The 15,019-nt window shown below is 56.2% G+C and carries 14 protein-coding genes and 2 tRNA genes; 8 read left to right on the forward strand and 8 right to left on the reverse strand.

Annotated features, from left to right (window positions below):
* The first annotated feature begins 58 nt into the window (after positions 1–58).
* Complete coding sequence (locus tag LHF31_RS02620) at positions 59–1,870, forward strand: HEAT repeat domain-containing protein (protein ID WP_298007575.1); 1,812 nt, start codon at positions 59–61, stop codon at positions 1,868–1,870.
* Positions 1,871–1,881: 11 nt separating this feature from the next.
* Complete coding sequence (locus LHF31_RS02625; RefSeq protein ID WP_298007573.1) at positions 1,882–3,636, forward strand: ABC transporter ATP-binding protein; 1,755 nt, start codon at positions 1,882–1,884, stop codon at positions 3,634–3,636.
* 102 nt (positions 3,637–3,738) lie between these two features.
* On the opposite strand, the gene LHF31_RS02630 is transcribed toward LHF31_RS02625, so the two are convergent.
* From LHF31_RS02630 to LHF31_RS02665, 8 genes are all read right to left on the reverse strand, one after another.
* Positions 3,739–4,557, reverse strand: coding sequence for a CDP-alcohol phosphatidyltransferase family protein (locus LHF31_RS02630; protein ID WP_298007571.1), 819 nt, complete (start codon positions 4,555–4,557; stop codon positions 3,739–3,741).
* Between the two features lie 24 nt (positions 4,558–4,581).
* The gene (locus LHF31_RS02635) at positions 4,582–5,484 is read right to left on the reverse strand and encodes a lysophospholipid acyltransferase family protein (RefSeq protein WP_298007569.1); all 903 of its coding nucleotides are present in this window, start codon (positions 5,482–5,484) and stop codon (positions 4,582–4,584) included.
* A 1-nt stretch (position 5,485) separates the two neighbouring features.
* A complete protein-coding gene (locus tag LHF31_RS02640; RefSeq protein WP_298007567.1) occupies positions 5,486–5,938 on the reverse strand; it encodes a YbjN domain-containing protein in 453 nt (150 codons plus the stop codon).
* A gap of 15 nt (positions 5,939–5,953) precedes the next feature.
* Positions 5,954–6,718, reverse strand: a complete 765-nt coding sequence (locus tag LHF31_RS02645) for a DUF4013 domain-containing protein (protein WP_298007565.1) — start codon at positions 6,716–6,718, stop codon at positions 5,954–5,956.
* Between the two features lies 1 nt (position 6,719).
* Positions 6,720–7,277, reverse strand: a complete 558-nt coding sequence (locus LHF31_RS02650) for a hypothetical protein (protein WP_298007563.1) — start codon at positions 7,275–7,277, stop codon at positions 6,720–6,722.
* 154 nt (positions 7,278–7,431) lie between these two features.
* On the reverse strand, positions 7,432–8,751 hold the full coding sequence (locus LHF31_RS02655) for a UDP-glucose/GDP-mannose dehydrogenase family protein (RefSeq protein WP_298007561.1): 1,320 nt from the start codon (positions 8,749–8,751) through the stop codon (positions 7,432–7,434).
* Positions 8,752–8,854: 103 nt separating this feature from the next.
* Entirely contained in the window at positions 8,855–11,365 is a 2,511-nt protein-coding gene (locus LHF31_RS02660; RefSeq protein ID WP_298007559.1) for a DUF2298 domain-containing protein, read from the reverse strand.
* Positions 11,366–11,379: 14 nt separating this feature from the next.
* A complete protein-coding gene (locus LHF31_RS02665; protein ID WP_298007557.1) occupies positions 11,380–12,492 on the reverse strand; it encodes an alanine racemase in 1,113 nt (370 codons plus the stop codon).
* A 151-nt stretch (positions 12,493–12,643) separates the two neighbouring features.
* On the opposite strand from LHF31_RS02665, the gene LHF31_RS02670 reads away from it, so the two are divergent.
* The 6 genes from LHF31_RS02670 to LHF31_RS02695 all read left to right on the forward strand — a co-directional run.
* Positions 12,644–12,717: transfer RNA gene (locus tag LHF31_RS02670), tRNA-Arg, on the forward strand.
* A 405-nt stretch (positions 12,718–13,122) separates the two neighbouring features.
* A complete protein-coding gene (locus LHF31_RS02675; RefSeq protein WP_303773404.1) occupies positions 13,123–13,518 on the forward strand; it encodes a hypothetical protein in 396 nt (131 codons plus the stop codon).
* A 2-nt stretch (positions 13,519–13,520) separates the two neighbouring features.
* Complete coding sequence (locus LHF31_RS02680; protein ID WP_303773405.1) at positions 13,521–13,985, forward strand: hypothetical protein; 465 nt, start codon at positions 13,521–13,523, stop codon at positions 13,983–13,985.
* Positions 13,986–14,277: 292 nt separating this feature from the next.
* Positions 14,278–14,433: a hypothetical protein gene (locus tag LHF31_RS02685; protein ID WP_303773406.1), complete on the forward strand. Its 156-nt coding sequence runs from the start codon at positions 14,278–14,280 to the stop codon at positions 14,431–14,433.
* Positions 14,434–14,747: 314 nt separating this feature from the next.
* A tRNA-Met gene (locus LHF31_RS02690) sits at positions 14,748–14,819 on the forward strand.
* A 37-nt stretch (positions 14,820–14,856) separates the two neighbouring features.
* Positions 14,857–15,019: single-stranded DNA-binding protein (locus LHF31_RS02695; RefSeq protein ID WP_303773411.1), on the forward strand; the 163-nt coding region annotated here is incomplete at its 3' end.

A 15,019-nucleotide genomic window follows, 5' to 3' on the forward strand; every position in this document is an offset into this window, starting at 1 on the left:
ATATTTCAGGATGGTTTTTAAATTATACATAAAGATACCGGAAAAACATCCATTCCAAATGAATTTCAAACGCCTTGAATCCGTCCGCGGCTGGTTTGACAGCCCTCATCAACCATGCTTTAATACAGATATGCCCCTTTTTGGTCCCCCCAATGTCGACGCCCTGAAAGCCCGCCGCGATGTCAAAGGTTTGCTGAACGCGCTGAAATACCGCGATGACCCCACTGTGCGCCGTAAGGCGGCGCAGGCGCTGGCAGAGATCATGGAAGAACTGCCCGCAGAAGTGCGAGAGAAAATCATCCCTGCCCTGCTTGCCGCGCTGGAAGAAGTGGATTCCTCGGTTTTTCAGGCAGTGATAGGCGCGCTCAGTGCGGTGGGGCAACCTGCCATTCTGCCGCTCATTGGGGCATTACGCGCGCCTCAGGAACGGGTGCGCGAAGGGGCGGCGCGGGCACTGGGCAGACTGGGGGTCGGACTGAATGAGCCTGCTTATCTGCGTCTGGCGGTGGATCCGCTCATCGGCGCCCTGCGCGATAGCGCCTTCGTCGTCCGGCGCGCCGCGGCATGGGCGCTGGGAAACATCGCTCCCCGCCTGGACGCCGCCTCCCGGGGCCTGCCCGTGGAGAATCTGGTGCTGTGCCTTCGCGATCCTGTACCCGAGGTACGGCAGTTTGCCGCCGGAGCGCTGGGAAAAATCGGCGAGGGGCGTGCCATTCGCCCGTTGATTGCGGCGCTGGAAGATGACTCCTCAGTCGTGCGCAAAACCGCCGCCGAAGCCCTGAACACCTTAGGCTGGCATCCCACCACCCCCACCGAGCAGGTGCTGGAATGGATTGCCCTGCAAAACTGGGAGCGCCTTTTCCAGATGGGAGAAACTGCCGCTCCCGCGCTTTTGCACGTGGCAAAAGACCGGGATCGGGATGTACGAACGGGTGCCATCCGCGTGCTGGGCAAACTGGGTATACCGCAGGGTGTAGAAATCTTCCTGCAGAGTCTGCACGATGTGGACGCTGAAGTCCGCCGCGCCGCCGCCGAAGCGCTGGAACAGGCAGGCACGCCGCAAGTCGTTGAGGTGCTTTTACAAGCCCTGCGCGACCGCGACCGCGAAGTGCGCCGCCGGGTCATCCGCGCTCTCGGACGCACAAAAGACGCGCGCGCCGTTCCCCCGTTACTGGGAATCCTCAAGAGCCATGAAGAAGACTTTGCCCAGATTGCCATGCAGGCGCTGGTAGAAATCGGGTTGAACGGGGTGCTTGCCATTATCCCCGCTCTGGGCGATGCCGACCCCTATGTGCAGGAACGGGTTGCCTGGGTGCTTACCCGGATGGGGTCTGCCGCTGTCCTGCCGCTGATTCAGGCGCTCCAGATGTCGCCTCCGCCCGTCAACGAATTTGCGGCCCGCATTCTGGGGGATATAGGCGATACGCGCGCCGTCTATCCGCTCATCAATGCGCTGGAAAACCCTTTACTGACCGGTTACGCCGCCCAGGCACTGGGCAAAATTGGCGATGCGCGCGCCGTCCCGCCACTGCTGGACTTGCTCAACGCCAACAGCGATGCCGTACGGCAAGCCGCCGCTCTGGCGCTGGGCAACATCGGCGATCCGCGGGCAGTGGACGCGCTCATTCCTTTGCTGAAGTCCAACGAACGCGCCACCCGGCTGGAAGCCGCCCACGCACTGCTGCAGTTGTACCGCTCCAACCGGCTGGATATCATCGCCAAGCGTAAAATCCTCGCTCAGCAAGACCGCATCACCGAGGCGCACGCCGACCACCAGAGCCACGTGGATAACGTGCGTTCTTCGGACTGTCACCGCGATGAAATGTATCACCTGGATACCGGCATTGGTTTACCCTTCCCCACCGAATGAGAGGTACTTCGATGAAACCACTGCAGTTAGTCTCTCGCTTTGCTCAACATTACTGGAAAGAACTGCTCATCACAGTGGTGAGCATGCTGGCGCTGGTTGGTATTCAACTGTTCATCCCCTGGGCAGTGCGCTCACTGATCAACACCGTCACTGCCGGGATGGACAGCCCCCAGACACTCCACGCCATCACCATGCTCACTCTGGCGGTGATCGCAGTGTACCTGATGCGCGGTGTATTCCAGTACCTGCGCAGTTACATGGCGCACATTGCCGGCTGGGGGGTGGTGGCAGACCTGCGCAAGTACGTTTACGACCACCTGCAGCGGCTGAGTTTGCGCTTTTATGAGGACAAGCAAACCGGTCAATTGATGTCGCGGGTGATCAACGACACCGACCTGTTCGAGCAGTTAATTGCCCACGCCGTGCCAGATGTGCTGGTGAACGTGATTACGCTCATCGCCATCAGCGCAGTGCTGTTCCATCTGAACTGGATTCTGGCACTGCTCAGCCTTGTCCCCATTCCGCTGGTGGTGCTATCCCTGCGGCTGTACGCGCGCTATGTGCGTCCCCGTTTTGTGGAACGCCAGAAGGTGCTGGGAGAGTTAAATGCCATCCTCAACGATAATCTCTCCGGCATTCGCGAAATCAAAGCCTTTACGCAGGAAGAAGAGCAGTACCTGCGGGTGGGCAATGGGGTGGACAATTACAAAAAAGCCAACCTCAAAGCCCTGCGACTGATGGCAATCTTTCAGCCCTTCATTGACTTTGCCTCTTCGCTGGGCACGCTGGTGGTGATCTATTTCGGAGGACGCCTGGCGTTTCAGCAAACCCTGCCGGTGGCTGATCTGGTGGCATTCTTCCTGTATCTGGAAATGTTTTACCAGCCGGTACGCAACCTGAGCGGCGCATGGGAAGCCATCCAGAACGCCCTGGCAGGCGCCGAACGGGTCGCAGACCTGCTGGAAGAACAACCCGAACTGGAAAAGCGCCCGCACCCCGTTGTGCTTTCCGGTCGGGCAAAGGGACACATCCGCTTTGAGAATGTGTCCTTTGAGTACATCCCCGGCGAGCCGGTGCTGGAAAACATCAACCTTGAGATTCTGCCTGAGCAGGTGGTGGCGCTGGTGGGTCCTACCGGTGTGGGCAAATCCACGCTGGCGAGTTTAATCCCCCGCTTCTACGACGTAACCAGCGGTTCGCTTAAACTGGACGGTTACGATGTGCGCGACCTTTCACTGGAGTCTCTGCGCAGGCAGGTGAGCATTGTCCTGCAGGATGTCTTCCTGTTCCATGGCACCGTGCGGGAGAACCTGCTCTTTGGTCATCCCGACGCCAGCGAAGAGCAAATGATTGAAGCGGCAAAAGTTGCCAACGCGCACCGTTTCATCATGGACCTGCCCAACGGCTACGATACACTCATTGGCGAGCGCGGGGTGAAACTCTCCGGGGGGCAGAAACAGCGCCTTTCCATTGCCCGCGCGGTACTGAAAGATGCCCCTATCCTGATTCTGGATGAAGCCACCTCGGCAGTGGATACGGAGACCGAACTGCTCATCCAGCAAGCCCTGGAACGATTGATGCGGGGACGCACTACCCTGATCATCGCCCACCGGCTCTCCACCATCCGTAACGCCGATAAGATTGTGGTGCTGGAAGGACGACACATCGTCGAAGAAGGCTCTCATGAACAGTTGTTCTCGCGGCGCGGGCTGTACTACCGGCTTTGCACCATTCAAAGCCAGTTAGAACCAGTGCGGATGAATTGACCTCGCCCGACAACCAAAAGCACACACCCCCCAGTTTCGGGGGTGTGTTTGATATTCACCATCCAGGATCACAGATACGTCTCGGGCGCCCCGGTTTCCGTTTTATCCTTTGCCCGGCAGATGAAACTTCACCGGAATGACGAAGCGCTGAGGTTTGGCACGACGGGAACGGCGGGTAGCGGCGCGTTCCGCTTTGCGGGCGGCACGTTCCGCTTTGCGGGCTTCGCGCTCGGCGCGCTGGCGCAGAATATTCTCATCATACGCCGCCAGTTCACGGGCATGGATGATGGTGACAATGATAAAAGCGCTGAACAGCAACAGAGCGATGAACAACGCCACCAGATCATACAGCGTAAACGATCCCAGCAGACTGGAGAAGGTAGGGTTGCCCACGTAGAAGACAAAGATGTTCGAAAGAATCATGATGCCGCGCACTTCCGTCGGTCCCAGGCGCAGGAAGGAAATCTGGAAAACCCCCTTCACCTGACTGTACAGAAACACCTGAATGGACATCATCAGGTAAGTAATCAGCGCCAGCATGGCGAATTCCACGCGCACATACGGCGAAAGCCCCAGCCCCATGAACACCAGCGCTTCCGAGACCGCGTCCACGGCGTGGTCAATGTAATACCCGTAGTTCGAGCGTTCAATTTTACGATATCGCGCCAGCGTACCGTCCAAACTGTCGCCAAACCAGTTGAGCAGGACCCCCAGGTTTGCCAGCCAGAGAAATGCCGGACTGAAGTTGGTCAGAATCAGGCTGATGCAAATCAACAGTGAGGCAAAAATACCCAGCGCGGTGAGGTGGTCGGGGTTCACCCAAGCAGGCATGTGAGCCGCCAGCCATTCCAGGGCTTTCTTCTCCAGCGGGCGCAAAATTGTTTCATTGACACGCACATGATTTTTAATGTGATTTTCCATGTCAGTTCATCCCTTCGTTGTGAGTTATGGCACCTGATCCATCCAGTCGGGCCAGACCGGGAAGGTCATATTCCATTGTACCGGAAACTGGCGGATATTGCCCATAACCACTTCGAGCACTGCCTCGGCATTTGCCAGAATTTCTTCCTGCGGATCAGGGAAGCGCTGGAGGGTCAGTTCACTTGCCCAAAGCGAAATGCGCTGATTGTCCTTCAACGCCGCACCAACCACGTAAATGGGCAAATCCAGTTTCAAAGCCACGCGCACATGTGCCACCGGCAATGCCGCCGGGATGCCAAAGAAGCGTGGACGGAAGGCGCTGTCGGCAAAGGGACGGTCGACCCCAAAAACCACCGCCTCACCATCCCGCAGACGGGTCAGGGCTGTACGCACGGCTTCCAGCGAACCTGGAATCACCTCAATGCCCACCTGACGGCGGAGTTGATTCTGAACCTGATAACCCTCCAGCAGGCGGTTGGGTGCGATGGCAGTCAGCCGTCCAAACAACGGCGCCGAAACCCAGCCCAGCAAATCCGGGTTGGTCATGTGGGGCAACGCCAGAATGACCCCGTGCTCGCGGTTGCGGGCTTTTTCAGCCACTTTCAGGAAACTCTCTTCCACCTGCACCCGCTTTTTCAGCACCTGCGGATGGTCTTTCCAGTGGGCAAAGTCATACACGGCACGGGCGGCACTCCGCAGGGTTTCGCGCGTCAGATGATCCAGTTCGCGCGCATCGGGCTGTCGGTCATGGGCAATCCACTGATTCAGGCGCACAGCGCGCACCGGCGCCAGATGCGGCATACGACTCATCAGCCCGGAAATCAGATCTGCCAGCGCATACCCCACCACCGGCGGCAAAGCCCTGCCCAAACCCAGCGCCGCCTGATACGCCGCGCGGCTGTTGATGATGTGATAGATGCGATTCATGCTATCGTTCGACTTCTTGAATGGCTTCTTCTGCAGTGAGTCCTCCATACACCACTCGCATGATTCCGGGGAAATAGCGATCCATAATCAACAGGTTGGGATAGACGAGATTGCGCACCATCACGGGGGTAAATTCTACATCTTCCACATCCAGACTGGTTTTATAGCGCACCTCGCCGTCTGACAGATCCATTTCAAAATTACCCACCACCATGCCGTAATTGGCGCGGGTGATGAATTCCATCACTTCCTGGCGTTTTTCCGGGGGCACCTTGAGGGGAGATACCGAATAAAACACACACTGATGCTGGAGTTCACGTGCCTGAGCAAAGCATTCATAACGCCCGTTTTGACCCTGAAACGCTGTGTTCAGAATGGTGGTGTTTTCCAGATGCACATAGTGCCAGTCGTCATTCTGGAAGAAATCTTCAAGAACAGACAGGATCGTTTTCATGAATGAATGGATCCTCTAAGAGGGGTCTCCAGACGCGCTGAGACTTTCGGCATAAGCCGTGCCGTTCAGCCACGCCAGAATGGTGAGGATGTAAGCAACCCCAAAAGAAGTCAGTGCGGGGAGCAAAAACAGGAGGAAAATCCACAGGGGAAAGATCACCGCCAGCCCGAGTTGCAACAGGTACAAAAGCATCAAACCCAGCAGGAAGATAACGATGAAAGCGCCCTTGCTGGCTTTGAACACCCGCCACCACCCTTTGAAATCAAAAAGCGCAGAGAAGGTATCGCGCACTGCCATGTGAGTGAGAGCAGGTTGTAAAAGCGTTCCCCCTGCCAGATAGAGCAAAAACCCCAACCCCTGAAACACAAAAAGCACCGTCATGGCAAACATCATCAGGAAGAAAGCCAGCGCGTCCTCTCCTCTTCCCCCGATCCCTACCACAGAAAATACAAGAGCGAAATACAGCGCCCATGCTTTCAGAATCAAAATGAACGCGGGAAGCAGGAAAATCAATCCGGCGCCGAGGGCTTTCAAGCCATTGACCAGCAACCGCCCCCAGTTTTCCCAGGGCGGAAGCGCGGGTTTACCACCCTGCGTCGCCAGCCGCAGGACCTCCACGAGATACCCCGCCCCCATCAGGCATGGGAGAAGCGGGAACACCCAACCGAGGGTGAAAAAACCGCCCAGAAAGAGAAAACGGGGCAGGGTTTCACGGTTCTGGAAGGGAAACGCCATCAGAGAGGCAAAGCCTCTGGGAGAAAAAGACAACTCGTTATCCATATTATTGACTCAACTGTGCAAAACCAAGGGTCTCGAAATCATTTAACCCCATCACCCGGCTGAAAACGACCCGTCGGGCGGTGAAAAGGTGCAGTGGATAGTTAAAGCGAGGAGCAAATTCCAGTTGTACCGGCGTGATGAGATCCAGGGCACTACACGTAAACGGCGTGTTGTGCGGATAGTGTGGGATGATACCCGTCTGTTCAAGCAGTCCATCCAGCGCAAGGATGAAGGCTTTAAACTCTGGGGTGTACTCCACCTGCCAGCGCAGGACGTAACTTTGCCAGAAGGGCGCATGGAACTGGGTGAGCCCACTGGCAATGACCGGGAAAGCAGGAAAACGCGCCAGCGCCGTGCGCAGGTTCAGCACCACCTCGTGAATCTTGCGATCGAAAGGCGGTTCAAAACGCTGACAGGTCACATGCACCTCGGCAGCAATCCAGCCGCCAAAGGTGCGCATTAATTCTTCCTGCATCTGTCGAAGGGGAGGAAGTTCTTCCGGCTCCGGCATCAGGAGAACACAAATATCCCCTGCCTGTGCGGTGCGAATCTCAGTCATCTGACCCTCTCTGCATAAGTCTTTTAACGATTGTACAATAAACTCTCTCCCGCCGGGTAAGAATCCTGCACATTTCCGCAAAACTGTCTGTATCACCGTAAGAAAAAGACCTGCCTTCTGCATGCAGGTCTTTGATTGCATTACCGCTCAAAGATTATCCCTTGGGATGGATAGAATTTCCGCGCCCAATGCCAAAGTAGGTAAAGCCAAGAGAGCGCAATTTGTCGGGGTCCCACAGGTTGCGAGCGTCCATGATGATGGGCTGGCGCATGGAATGGTAAATCTGGTCAAAATCCAGTTGTTTGAATTCGTTCCATTCGGTTGCCAGCACCAGCGCATCTGCCCCTTCGGCAACCTGATAGGGGGTATCCACCAGTTGCACCCGCGGGAGAACACTGCGGGCATTGTCCATAGCCTGAGGGTCGTAGGCTTTGACCAGCGCGCCTTCGTTTTCCAGCAGGTGAATCACTTCCAGAGCAGGGGCTTCGCGGATATCATCAGTGTTGGGCTTAAAGGAAAGCCCCAGCACCCCGATGACCTTCTGATCCAGCGATCCGAGGGCTTTGCGCAGTTTGACCACCACACGGCGGCGCTGATTGCGGTTGATTTCCATCACCGCCTGAAGCAGTTGCGGGTGGGTGCCGTGCAGAACAGCCATGTGCGCCAGCGCCTTCACATCTTTGGGGAAACAACTGCCACCCCAGCCCAGGCCGGCATCCAGAAATGCCGGTCCAATGCGCTTATCCAGCCCCATGCCGCGCGCGACTTCGCGCACGTCGGCACCCAGTTCCTCGCAGATATTCGCAATCTCATTAATGAAGGAAATACGCGTGGCAAGGAAAGCGTTCGAGGCGTACTTGATCATCTCAGCCGTACGCAGGTCGGTGATCATGATGGGACAGCGCAAACTCTGATACAACTGCGCCACTTTCTCTGCTGCGTTCCGATCCAGCGAGCCCAGCACCACGCGGTCAGGCATCATAAAATCATTAATGGCAGAGCCTTCACGCAAAAATTCCGGGTTGCTGACCACGCTGAAATCCAGCGGTTTACCCGCCCGGCGGCGGTTGATCACCTCTGCCACCCAGTCACCGGTACCAACCGGCACGGTGGACTTGTTCACCACCACAATGGGATGATCCACAATATCGGCAATGGCTTCTGCCGCCTGACGCACATACTGCAAATCGGCTTCGCCATCCACTCCCGAGGGTGTGCCTACTGCGATGAAGGCAAATTCGGCATCCTTGAGGGCTTCCGGGTAAGAGGTGGTGAAATGCAGTCGTCCATGGCGTACATTCTGCTGGACAATCTGCTCCAGCCCTGGCTCGTAAATGGGCATGATGCCCTGTTTGAGACGTTCGATGCGCGAGGCATCCACATCCAGACACGTCACGGTATTTCCCAGATCGGCAAAGCAGGCTCCGGTGACCAGCCCAACGTATCCCGTTCCAATCACACAAATTTTGCTCATAAATTCATCATCCTCTCGGCAAGATTATAGCACAGGCATTTGAGCGACAAGCCGTCGGTAAAAATTGTTGCGAATTTGTATGTTTTCAGTCCTCATTGATTCTTCAGGGCAGGCGCGGTGGAACGCGGTACACCGTACCGGTAGTGGTGCGGAAAACAGGCATCAGGACTTGTTCAAATTTCAATTCCGCCTGCGAGAGGTTACACGCCCGCTCCGGCTGAGCGCACAGGTCGCGGATGTAAGCGCGCTCGGTGTTGGTCAGAATGACATAATCCACCCGCCATTTGTGGAGCAATTCCAGCGCCAGCGCGGCATCGCCGGTGGTATAGATGGTTTCGATGTCTGGTTCGCGTTTGCCCTGTTCATTGTAGTTACCCCGCCACTGCATCTCATGGATTGCCCAGCCCAGCACGGCAGGATAACCCGTAAACGCACTGATGCGCCCTTCGTAGGTGTAAGACTTTCCAGGCGCCTCCAGCAGGATGGGCACTTTCCCATCCACTTTGCCATACTGGTTCAACCACTGAACAATCTCCCAGTCTTCGGGGTTTTCAGCGCGGAACTCGCTGGCGGCATCCAGCGTAGGGGTGGACTGGAAGGCATTGGTGCGGGAAATGGTTGCCAGAACAGGATACACCATTCCACCCAGCAGAGCCAGCGTCACCCCGCCCAGCGCCAGCGCCCGTATAACCCGGGCAAACGGCAGGCGGTTCACCATCCACCACAGGGCATAAGCGCTGGAAAGCGCCATCAGTACCCAGCCCTGAAAATAAAACTTAAAGACGGTATTCATGCGCACGCCAAAGCCGTCTTTAAGGTAAAGAAATTCCACCGAGAAGGTGAGCGCCACGCCCAGTAAAATCATCACCAGCACAAAGGGCAACGCTGAATCGGGAACGGATGTCTCTTCCCCTTCCTCTGTGCGGTGCGGACGCAGGCACATCAAGCCCGTGGTGACCAAGCCCAGCAGGAAAGTCAGCACCAGGAACAGCCACGGGTTGCTCAGACGATAGGACAAAACCAGCAAGAGGGTTTGTCCCAGCGATTGAGACGCCAGATAAGGATGCAGAAAGGCGCTCCATTCACCGCCGCGGGCAGTGTTTAACTGCAAAACCAGCGCCGCCAGACCTAAAAGCGCCAGATAGGCAACGGAAATGCCCACCATCCAGCCCAGCCAGTGGCGCAGGAATATTTGCCAGACGCCGCCGAACTCGCGCTGCGCCAGCGTCAGCACCCCCAGGGCAAAAATGAGCAAAACCAGCAGAAAGTGTCCGAACATGACACTGTACTGCGAAAGGCGGGTGGGCGGGAAGATTTGTGGAAGGATGCCCCCCGCCTGCGAGGCAAAGCCCGCCCAGAAGGGCAGGTAGAAAATCAACGCCGATAGCACAAAAAGCACCCCAAAGCGCAGCGTTTCCAGCCCGTGTTCACGGGTCAATCTGCCCTGAGCCGACCAGCGCCCCGCCAGCCATGCCAGCAAAAACAGAGCCAGGTAAATCGGGAAGTCCCAGGTGTTCAGGAACGCCAGACTGCCCAGCATCACCCCCGCCAGCCCCTGCTCCATCCAGGTGGGAATGCGGTTTTCGCGGGCAAGGCGGTAGAAGTGCAGGGCAATCAGCACCGCCAGCAGAACAAATGGCAGTGCCATTTTGTGCGGGTGATTATCGCCCAGCAGAAAACTGAAGAAGGGGAACTCGGTAATGGGATTGAGATTAATGGCGTTGCCGCTCAAATCCAGATCGGTCAGCACGCGCGAAGCGCGCCACCACCACCATCCCCCGCCTGATGGCATGAAACTGCCCGTGGGGGTCGAGTTAAAGGGAAAATCGGGCAGGTTCAGCCACCTGGCAAAGGATTGAGGCAGCCACCCGCGCGCATAGAGCGATTCGAGCAACCCCTCGAGGTTACCCATCCCCGCTACGAAAATGGCACCCAGCACGCCAGCCGTTGCCGCCGCACGGAAATTTGCCTTCGAGAGGCTGACCAGGTTGTACACCACCCCATACGCGCCCTGCAGAGTGAGTGCAAACAGCAAAGCGTCAAAGACATCAAAACCCACCGCCGAAAGGACGCCGCTCAGTTTAACCAGCGCGCCCGCAATGATATAGCCCAGGTAGTAATACGAGATGGCAAAATCAGAAAGCCAGGGGTCAAGCGGGGGAAAAGTCACGCTGTTCAGTACGCCGTTCAGAAAGGCAATCTCCATGAACTTTTCCCCACCAAAGCGCATGATCTTGCCGATGGCAAACGCCCTCACCACGCTCCATCCCACAAAAGCCAGCAGGAAGAGCACTTCGCCCGCAAGGATGGTGCGCCAGCGCTTGTGCCAGAACTCCAGCAGAGATTGACGACGGTGAGGATTGCCCAACACCCTGCCCCATCCCCAGGCTGCTATCAGCGCCATGCAGAGCAAAACGGCGCCGGAGGTGTTCTGCAGCAGTTGGAGCGAGGATCCCAGCCAGAACAGATACGTGACCAGAAGAAGCCCCATGGCACGCGCCAGCGCCGCGCCGCGTTCAGGGAGAGTATGAAAGAACTCAAAGGTCAGCGGGAAAACCGCCAGACCAAAAAGGGTTGAAAAGAACCACCAGAGGAAAACAGGCATCCATTCCATAAGGGGAATCCATCCTAAGGGTGAGGCATCATCTCAATCCATACGCCATCCAGCGTCAGATAACGTCCCATGGCTTGAGCAGTAAGACAGGAATGTACGGGCAACACACACACCAGATCGCCAACCCGTAATTGCTCCAGTTGATGCGGGAACAGGCGCAAAATGCCGTGTTCCTGAGAGAGACGGGCAACATAGGCTCCGGGGAGCGGCTCGCCCCAGCGCCCATCTTTGGGGAGAGAGATTAAACCATAAAAGCGCTGTCCTCTGGAGAGCAGGAACTCTTTGGAAAGATGGATCGCCCCACCGTAAATCACCGCCTCGCCACGGCGCGGATGCAGGGATACCACCGGACAGACAAGCGCTACGGCAATCTGCTCCCAGGTGCAGGCGCCTAACATCCACTGCTGGACATCGTAGAAGACGAAATTGCCCGGACGCACCTCATCGGCGGGACGGAAATCCTGCACGATGGAGCAGGCAGGGGTATCTCCAACCGATAGAAGCAAAGATTGTGCCCATCCCTGCTCCTGAAGCACATGCCTCAGGGACTGCAGTTTTGAGAGGCTCTGACGATAAATCTCTTCCACCTCTACCGGGTAGGCGGCTTGATAGGTCTGTCCTGCATGGGTAAGCAAACCTTTCAGGTGCAGAGAAGGATACGCCCGACAGGCTTTGACCAGCGCGCTTGCGGTCTCCACATCATCCCAGAGGATGCCCGTGCGGCGGGCGCCGACATCCACCTTGATCCAGACCGAAAGGGGAGCAGACACGCGCTGCCCCAGAGCATGAACCACCTCTACCGACTCCACCAGCACGCCAAGGCGAATGCGCCCTGCCAGTTCGGCAATCTCGTCCAGTTGACGCAGGTTGACGGGGAACGCCAGGGTGATATCTTCCCAGCCGCAGTCGGCAAAATACTTTGCCATATCCACTGAGGAAACGGTAATGGCTTGCACCCCTTCCGCCCGAAACCACTCGCCAATCTGGCAGGACTGGTGGGTTTTGAAATGCGGGCGAAAATGTACGCCGTTCGCGGCGGCTTTTTTCGCCATGGTGCGAATATTCCTGCGGACAATTTCCTCATCCAGCAACAGAGTGGGCTTGCGGATTTGATCAAAAATGGACATCCTCTCACCACCTCTATCTTGCAGAAGTTTGCCTGCGTAAGATTAGTTTGATTATACGCTCGATTGGATGAGAAGAAGAAATAGTGAAAAATGAAAATAAAAAAATCGCCCTTGACGTACATCCTGACTCAGGTATAATATTCCCTTGCTTGCCCTCGTAGCTCAATTGGACAGAGCGTTTGCTTGCGGAGCAAAAGGCTGCAGATTCGAGTTCTGCCGAGGGCACTTCTACAGGGATTCCATCCCTGTCTGTCCCCCTGAACGCACCCGATGGATCCCTGGGTGCGTTTTGTGTACTTTACCAGACAAAAATGCAGTCGGAGATGGAAAGGGATGGGTGAGCGAGTGCAAGAGGTGGACACGATCCCTTCTTCGCACAAGCCCTGTCACAGGGGAGTGAGAATGTCATAAACATTCTTGCTTCTTGCCTTTCCCTCTCCAGTCTCCGACTCAGACGGGGAGATACCCCCGACACGGGGCGTGACCTGTCCAGGATCCACGCTCGCCTACCCGGTGAGTGAGCGCGCAGATAGACCGGTGGCTAACCCGCCGACCGGTGACCCTGGCCTGCAGGAAGGGTCGTTGCGCCCCGTGTCGGGAATACCTCATGAAGAATTGTCAAGGTTCAGGATGATTCGACCGAAATACGTCATTGTTTGCGATTATGGGATATACGACCACTGGCGGAAGCGGCATTCAGCTATTGGAATTTTCGATTACTTCAGTGCCAGAAATTTCCCCGCCAGAATTCGGTTCGATATTGTCTGCGGCTGGGAGGCTGACGAGGGAGAGAGCGAGGGGGATTTCTCTGTAGAGGTAACTGCCGTCACTGGAAGCGAAGGAGACCGGCGCATTGTGGCTGAGACTAACCGCGTTCGCACCATTTTCGACCCTTTTACTCACACCGCCGCCAATACTTTTCACTTTGACATTGATGTCCCTGCCGCGGGAAATTACCAGTTCGAGTTTTATTTCAACGGTAATCTCGTTCATACCCTTGCCGTGCCTGTAATACCTGAGGATTGATTATGGTTGCCTTACCTGTATTTATACCACTTTCCGAAGCCGCCCGCAAATACGGGCTGGACGAAGCCCATTTGCGCCAACTGATTGAGAAAGGTAAAATCAGGGCGGGAGTGGTAGCGGGAGAAATGGTTGTCAGCGAAGAAGAAGTCAGAGGTGAAGCAATCCAGGAAAAGGGTCTCCGCAAAGAGGATTTGCCGGAGTGGAAACAATATGCTCATTTGAATGGTAAAGGCATTGGGCTATCGGAGGCTGCGGGAAAATATAATGTGAATGTGCCTACTGTTTACAGGTGGTACAAATCTGGTTTCATCAAGGAAATTGGCAGAAAAACTGTTAGAGGGGGAACAAAAATTTTACTAAATGAGGCAGATGTAGCTTATTGTGCTTTTGTCTATCAATCATCAAGATGGTCTCAAGGAAAGAGAGTATTTGGTAAGAACGGACTTCCTTATGGAATAGCTAAATAGAAATCTATGAAAAACCACTCAAAATAGAGTGGTTTTATTTCGCGAATAAGTATTACAAGTATTGACAACAGGTAATACTTGTGCTATGCTTTGCTTAGCACCTTCCCAAACCGACATGCCTCAAACACAACGCCCCGGTGGAGGGCGTTGTGCGCCCGACCGGGGCGTTCCGTGAGCCGTGTTGGTGGCACGCTCACGGTGAGGCAAGCAGGGCATATCTGCTCACCTCGCTGATTATTGTATCACGAGAGAACGGACACCCTGCCAAACCCGGCAGGGTGTTTGTTTAGCGGTGTTGGCTCGTTCAGGCGGTTGGCGCGTAGTGGCAGGTTCGATTCCTGCCCGCCTGAATCTGGTTTTTGCCATGCTAACGTCGGCAAAGGTGTGGATGGGACGTGACAGCCGGGAGAGACCGGCACAGCAGCTTACCAATTCGACGACATGGTAAATCCTCCTTTCTCACCTCCTTTCCAGCCGCGCAGAGGCGGGGGCGCTGTCCCGCCCTCCGTGGTGGGTGCAACTCCCACCCGGCTGGACTTGCCGAACCTGTCATTGGGTCGTTGGCCTCCAGCGGACAGGGGAAACCTGGCGCGTCCCCAGGTGTTGAGCGCCCGGGCGCAAGGCGTAAGACACGCTGGCGTCAGGAAACAGGCAGGTGGCATCCCGGAAAGACGGGTAGGGGCGGCAGGACGGCACGGGCAACCGGTGTAGTCAGCAGGTTGAGCGAGGGGTGCGAATTCGAAACCACGCGCAAAATCAATCGCAGGAATGGCGCAAGGGGAGCGCAGCGGCGTCATGAGCCGCCGGTTGGGGGTTCGAATCCCTCTTCCTGCACCTGATTTCAAAATCAATTTCAAAAAGGAGAAACCTTATGTTAGAACTCCAACTGATTGGCAACCTGGGCAAAGACCCGGAAGTGCGTTACACGCAGGAGGGTGTGTTCGTATGCACCTTCCCGGTAGCAGTCTCCACCCGCAAAGACGAAACCGTCTGGGTGGAAGTGAGCGCCTGGCGGGAACTGGGCGAACGCTGCC

Source organism: Anaerolinea thermophila (assembly GCF_020723905.1).
Classification (GTDB): domain Bacteria; phylum Chloroflexota; class Anaerolineae; order Anaerolineales; family Anaerolineaceae; genus Anaerolinea; species Anaerolinea thermophila_A.

Excerpts from the sequence above, each read along its gene's own strand:
- LHF31_RS02620 (WP_298007575.1), top strand. The coding sequence starts at position 59 with ATGAATTTCAAACGCCTTGAATCCGTCCGCGGCTGGTTTGACAGCCCT.
- LHF31_RS02630 (WP_298007571.1), bottom strand. The coding sequence starts at position 4,557 with ATGGAAAATCACATTAAAAATCATGTGCGTGTCAATGAAACAATTTTG.
- LHF31_RS02625 (WP_298007573.1), top strand. The coding sequence starts at position 1,882 with ATGAAACCACTGCAGTTAGTCTCTCGCTTTGCTCAACATTACTGGAAA.
- LHF31_RS02640 (WP_298007567.1), bottom strand. The coding sequence starts at position 5,938 with ATGAAAACGATCCTGTCTGTTCTTGAAGATTTCTTCCAGAATGACGAC.
- LHF31_RS02660 (WP_298007559.1), bottom strand. The coding sequence starts at position 11,365 with ATGGAATGGATGCCTGTTTTCCTCTGGTGGTTCTTTTCAACCCTTTTT.
- LHF31_RS02645 (WP_298007565.1), bottom strand. The coding sequence starts at position 6,718 with ATGGATAACGAGTTGTCTTTTTCTCCCAGAGGCTTTGCCTCTCTGATG.
- LHF31_RS02635 (WP_298007569.1), bottom strand. The coding sequence starts at position 5,484 with ATGAATCGCATCTATCACATCATCAACAGCCGCGCGGCGTATCAGGCG.
- LHF31_RS02655 (WP_298007561.1), bottom strand. The coding sequence starts at position 8,751 with ATGAGCAAAATTTGTGTGATTGGAACGGGATACGTTGGGCTGGTCACC.
- LHF31_RS02665 (WP_298007557.1), bottom strand. The coding sequence starts at position 12,492 with ATGTCCATTTTTGATCAAATCCGCAAGCCCACTCTGTTGCTGGATGAG.
- LHF31_RS02680 (WP_303773405.1), top strand. The coding sequence starts at position 13,521 with ATGGTTGCCTTACCTGTATTTATACCACTTTCCGAAGCCGCCCGCAAA.
- LHF31_RS02675 (WP_303773404.1), top strand. The coding sequence starts at position 13,123 with ATGATTCGACCGAAATACGTCATTGTTTGCGATTATGGGATATACGAC.
- LHF31_RS02650 (WP_298007563.1), bottom strand. The coding sequence starts at position 7,277 with ATGACTGAGATTCGCACCGCACAGGCAGGGGATATTTGTGTTCTCCTG.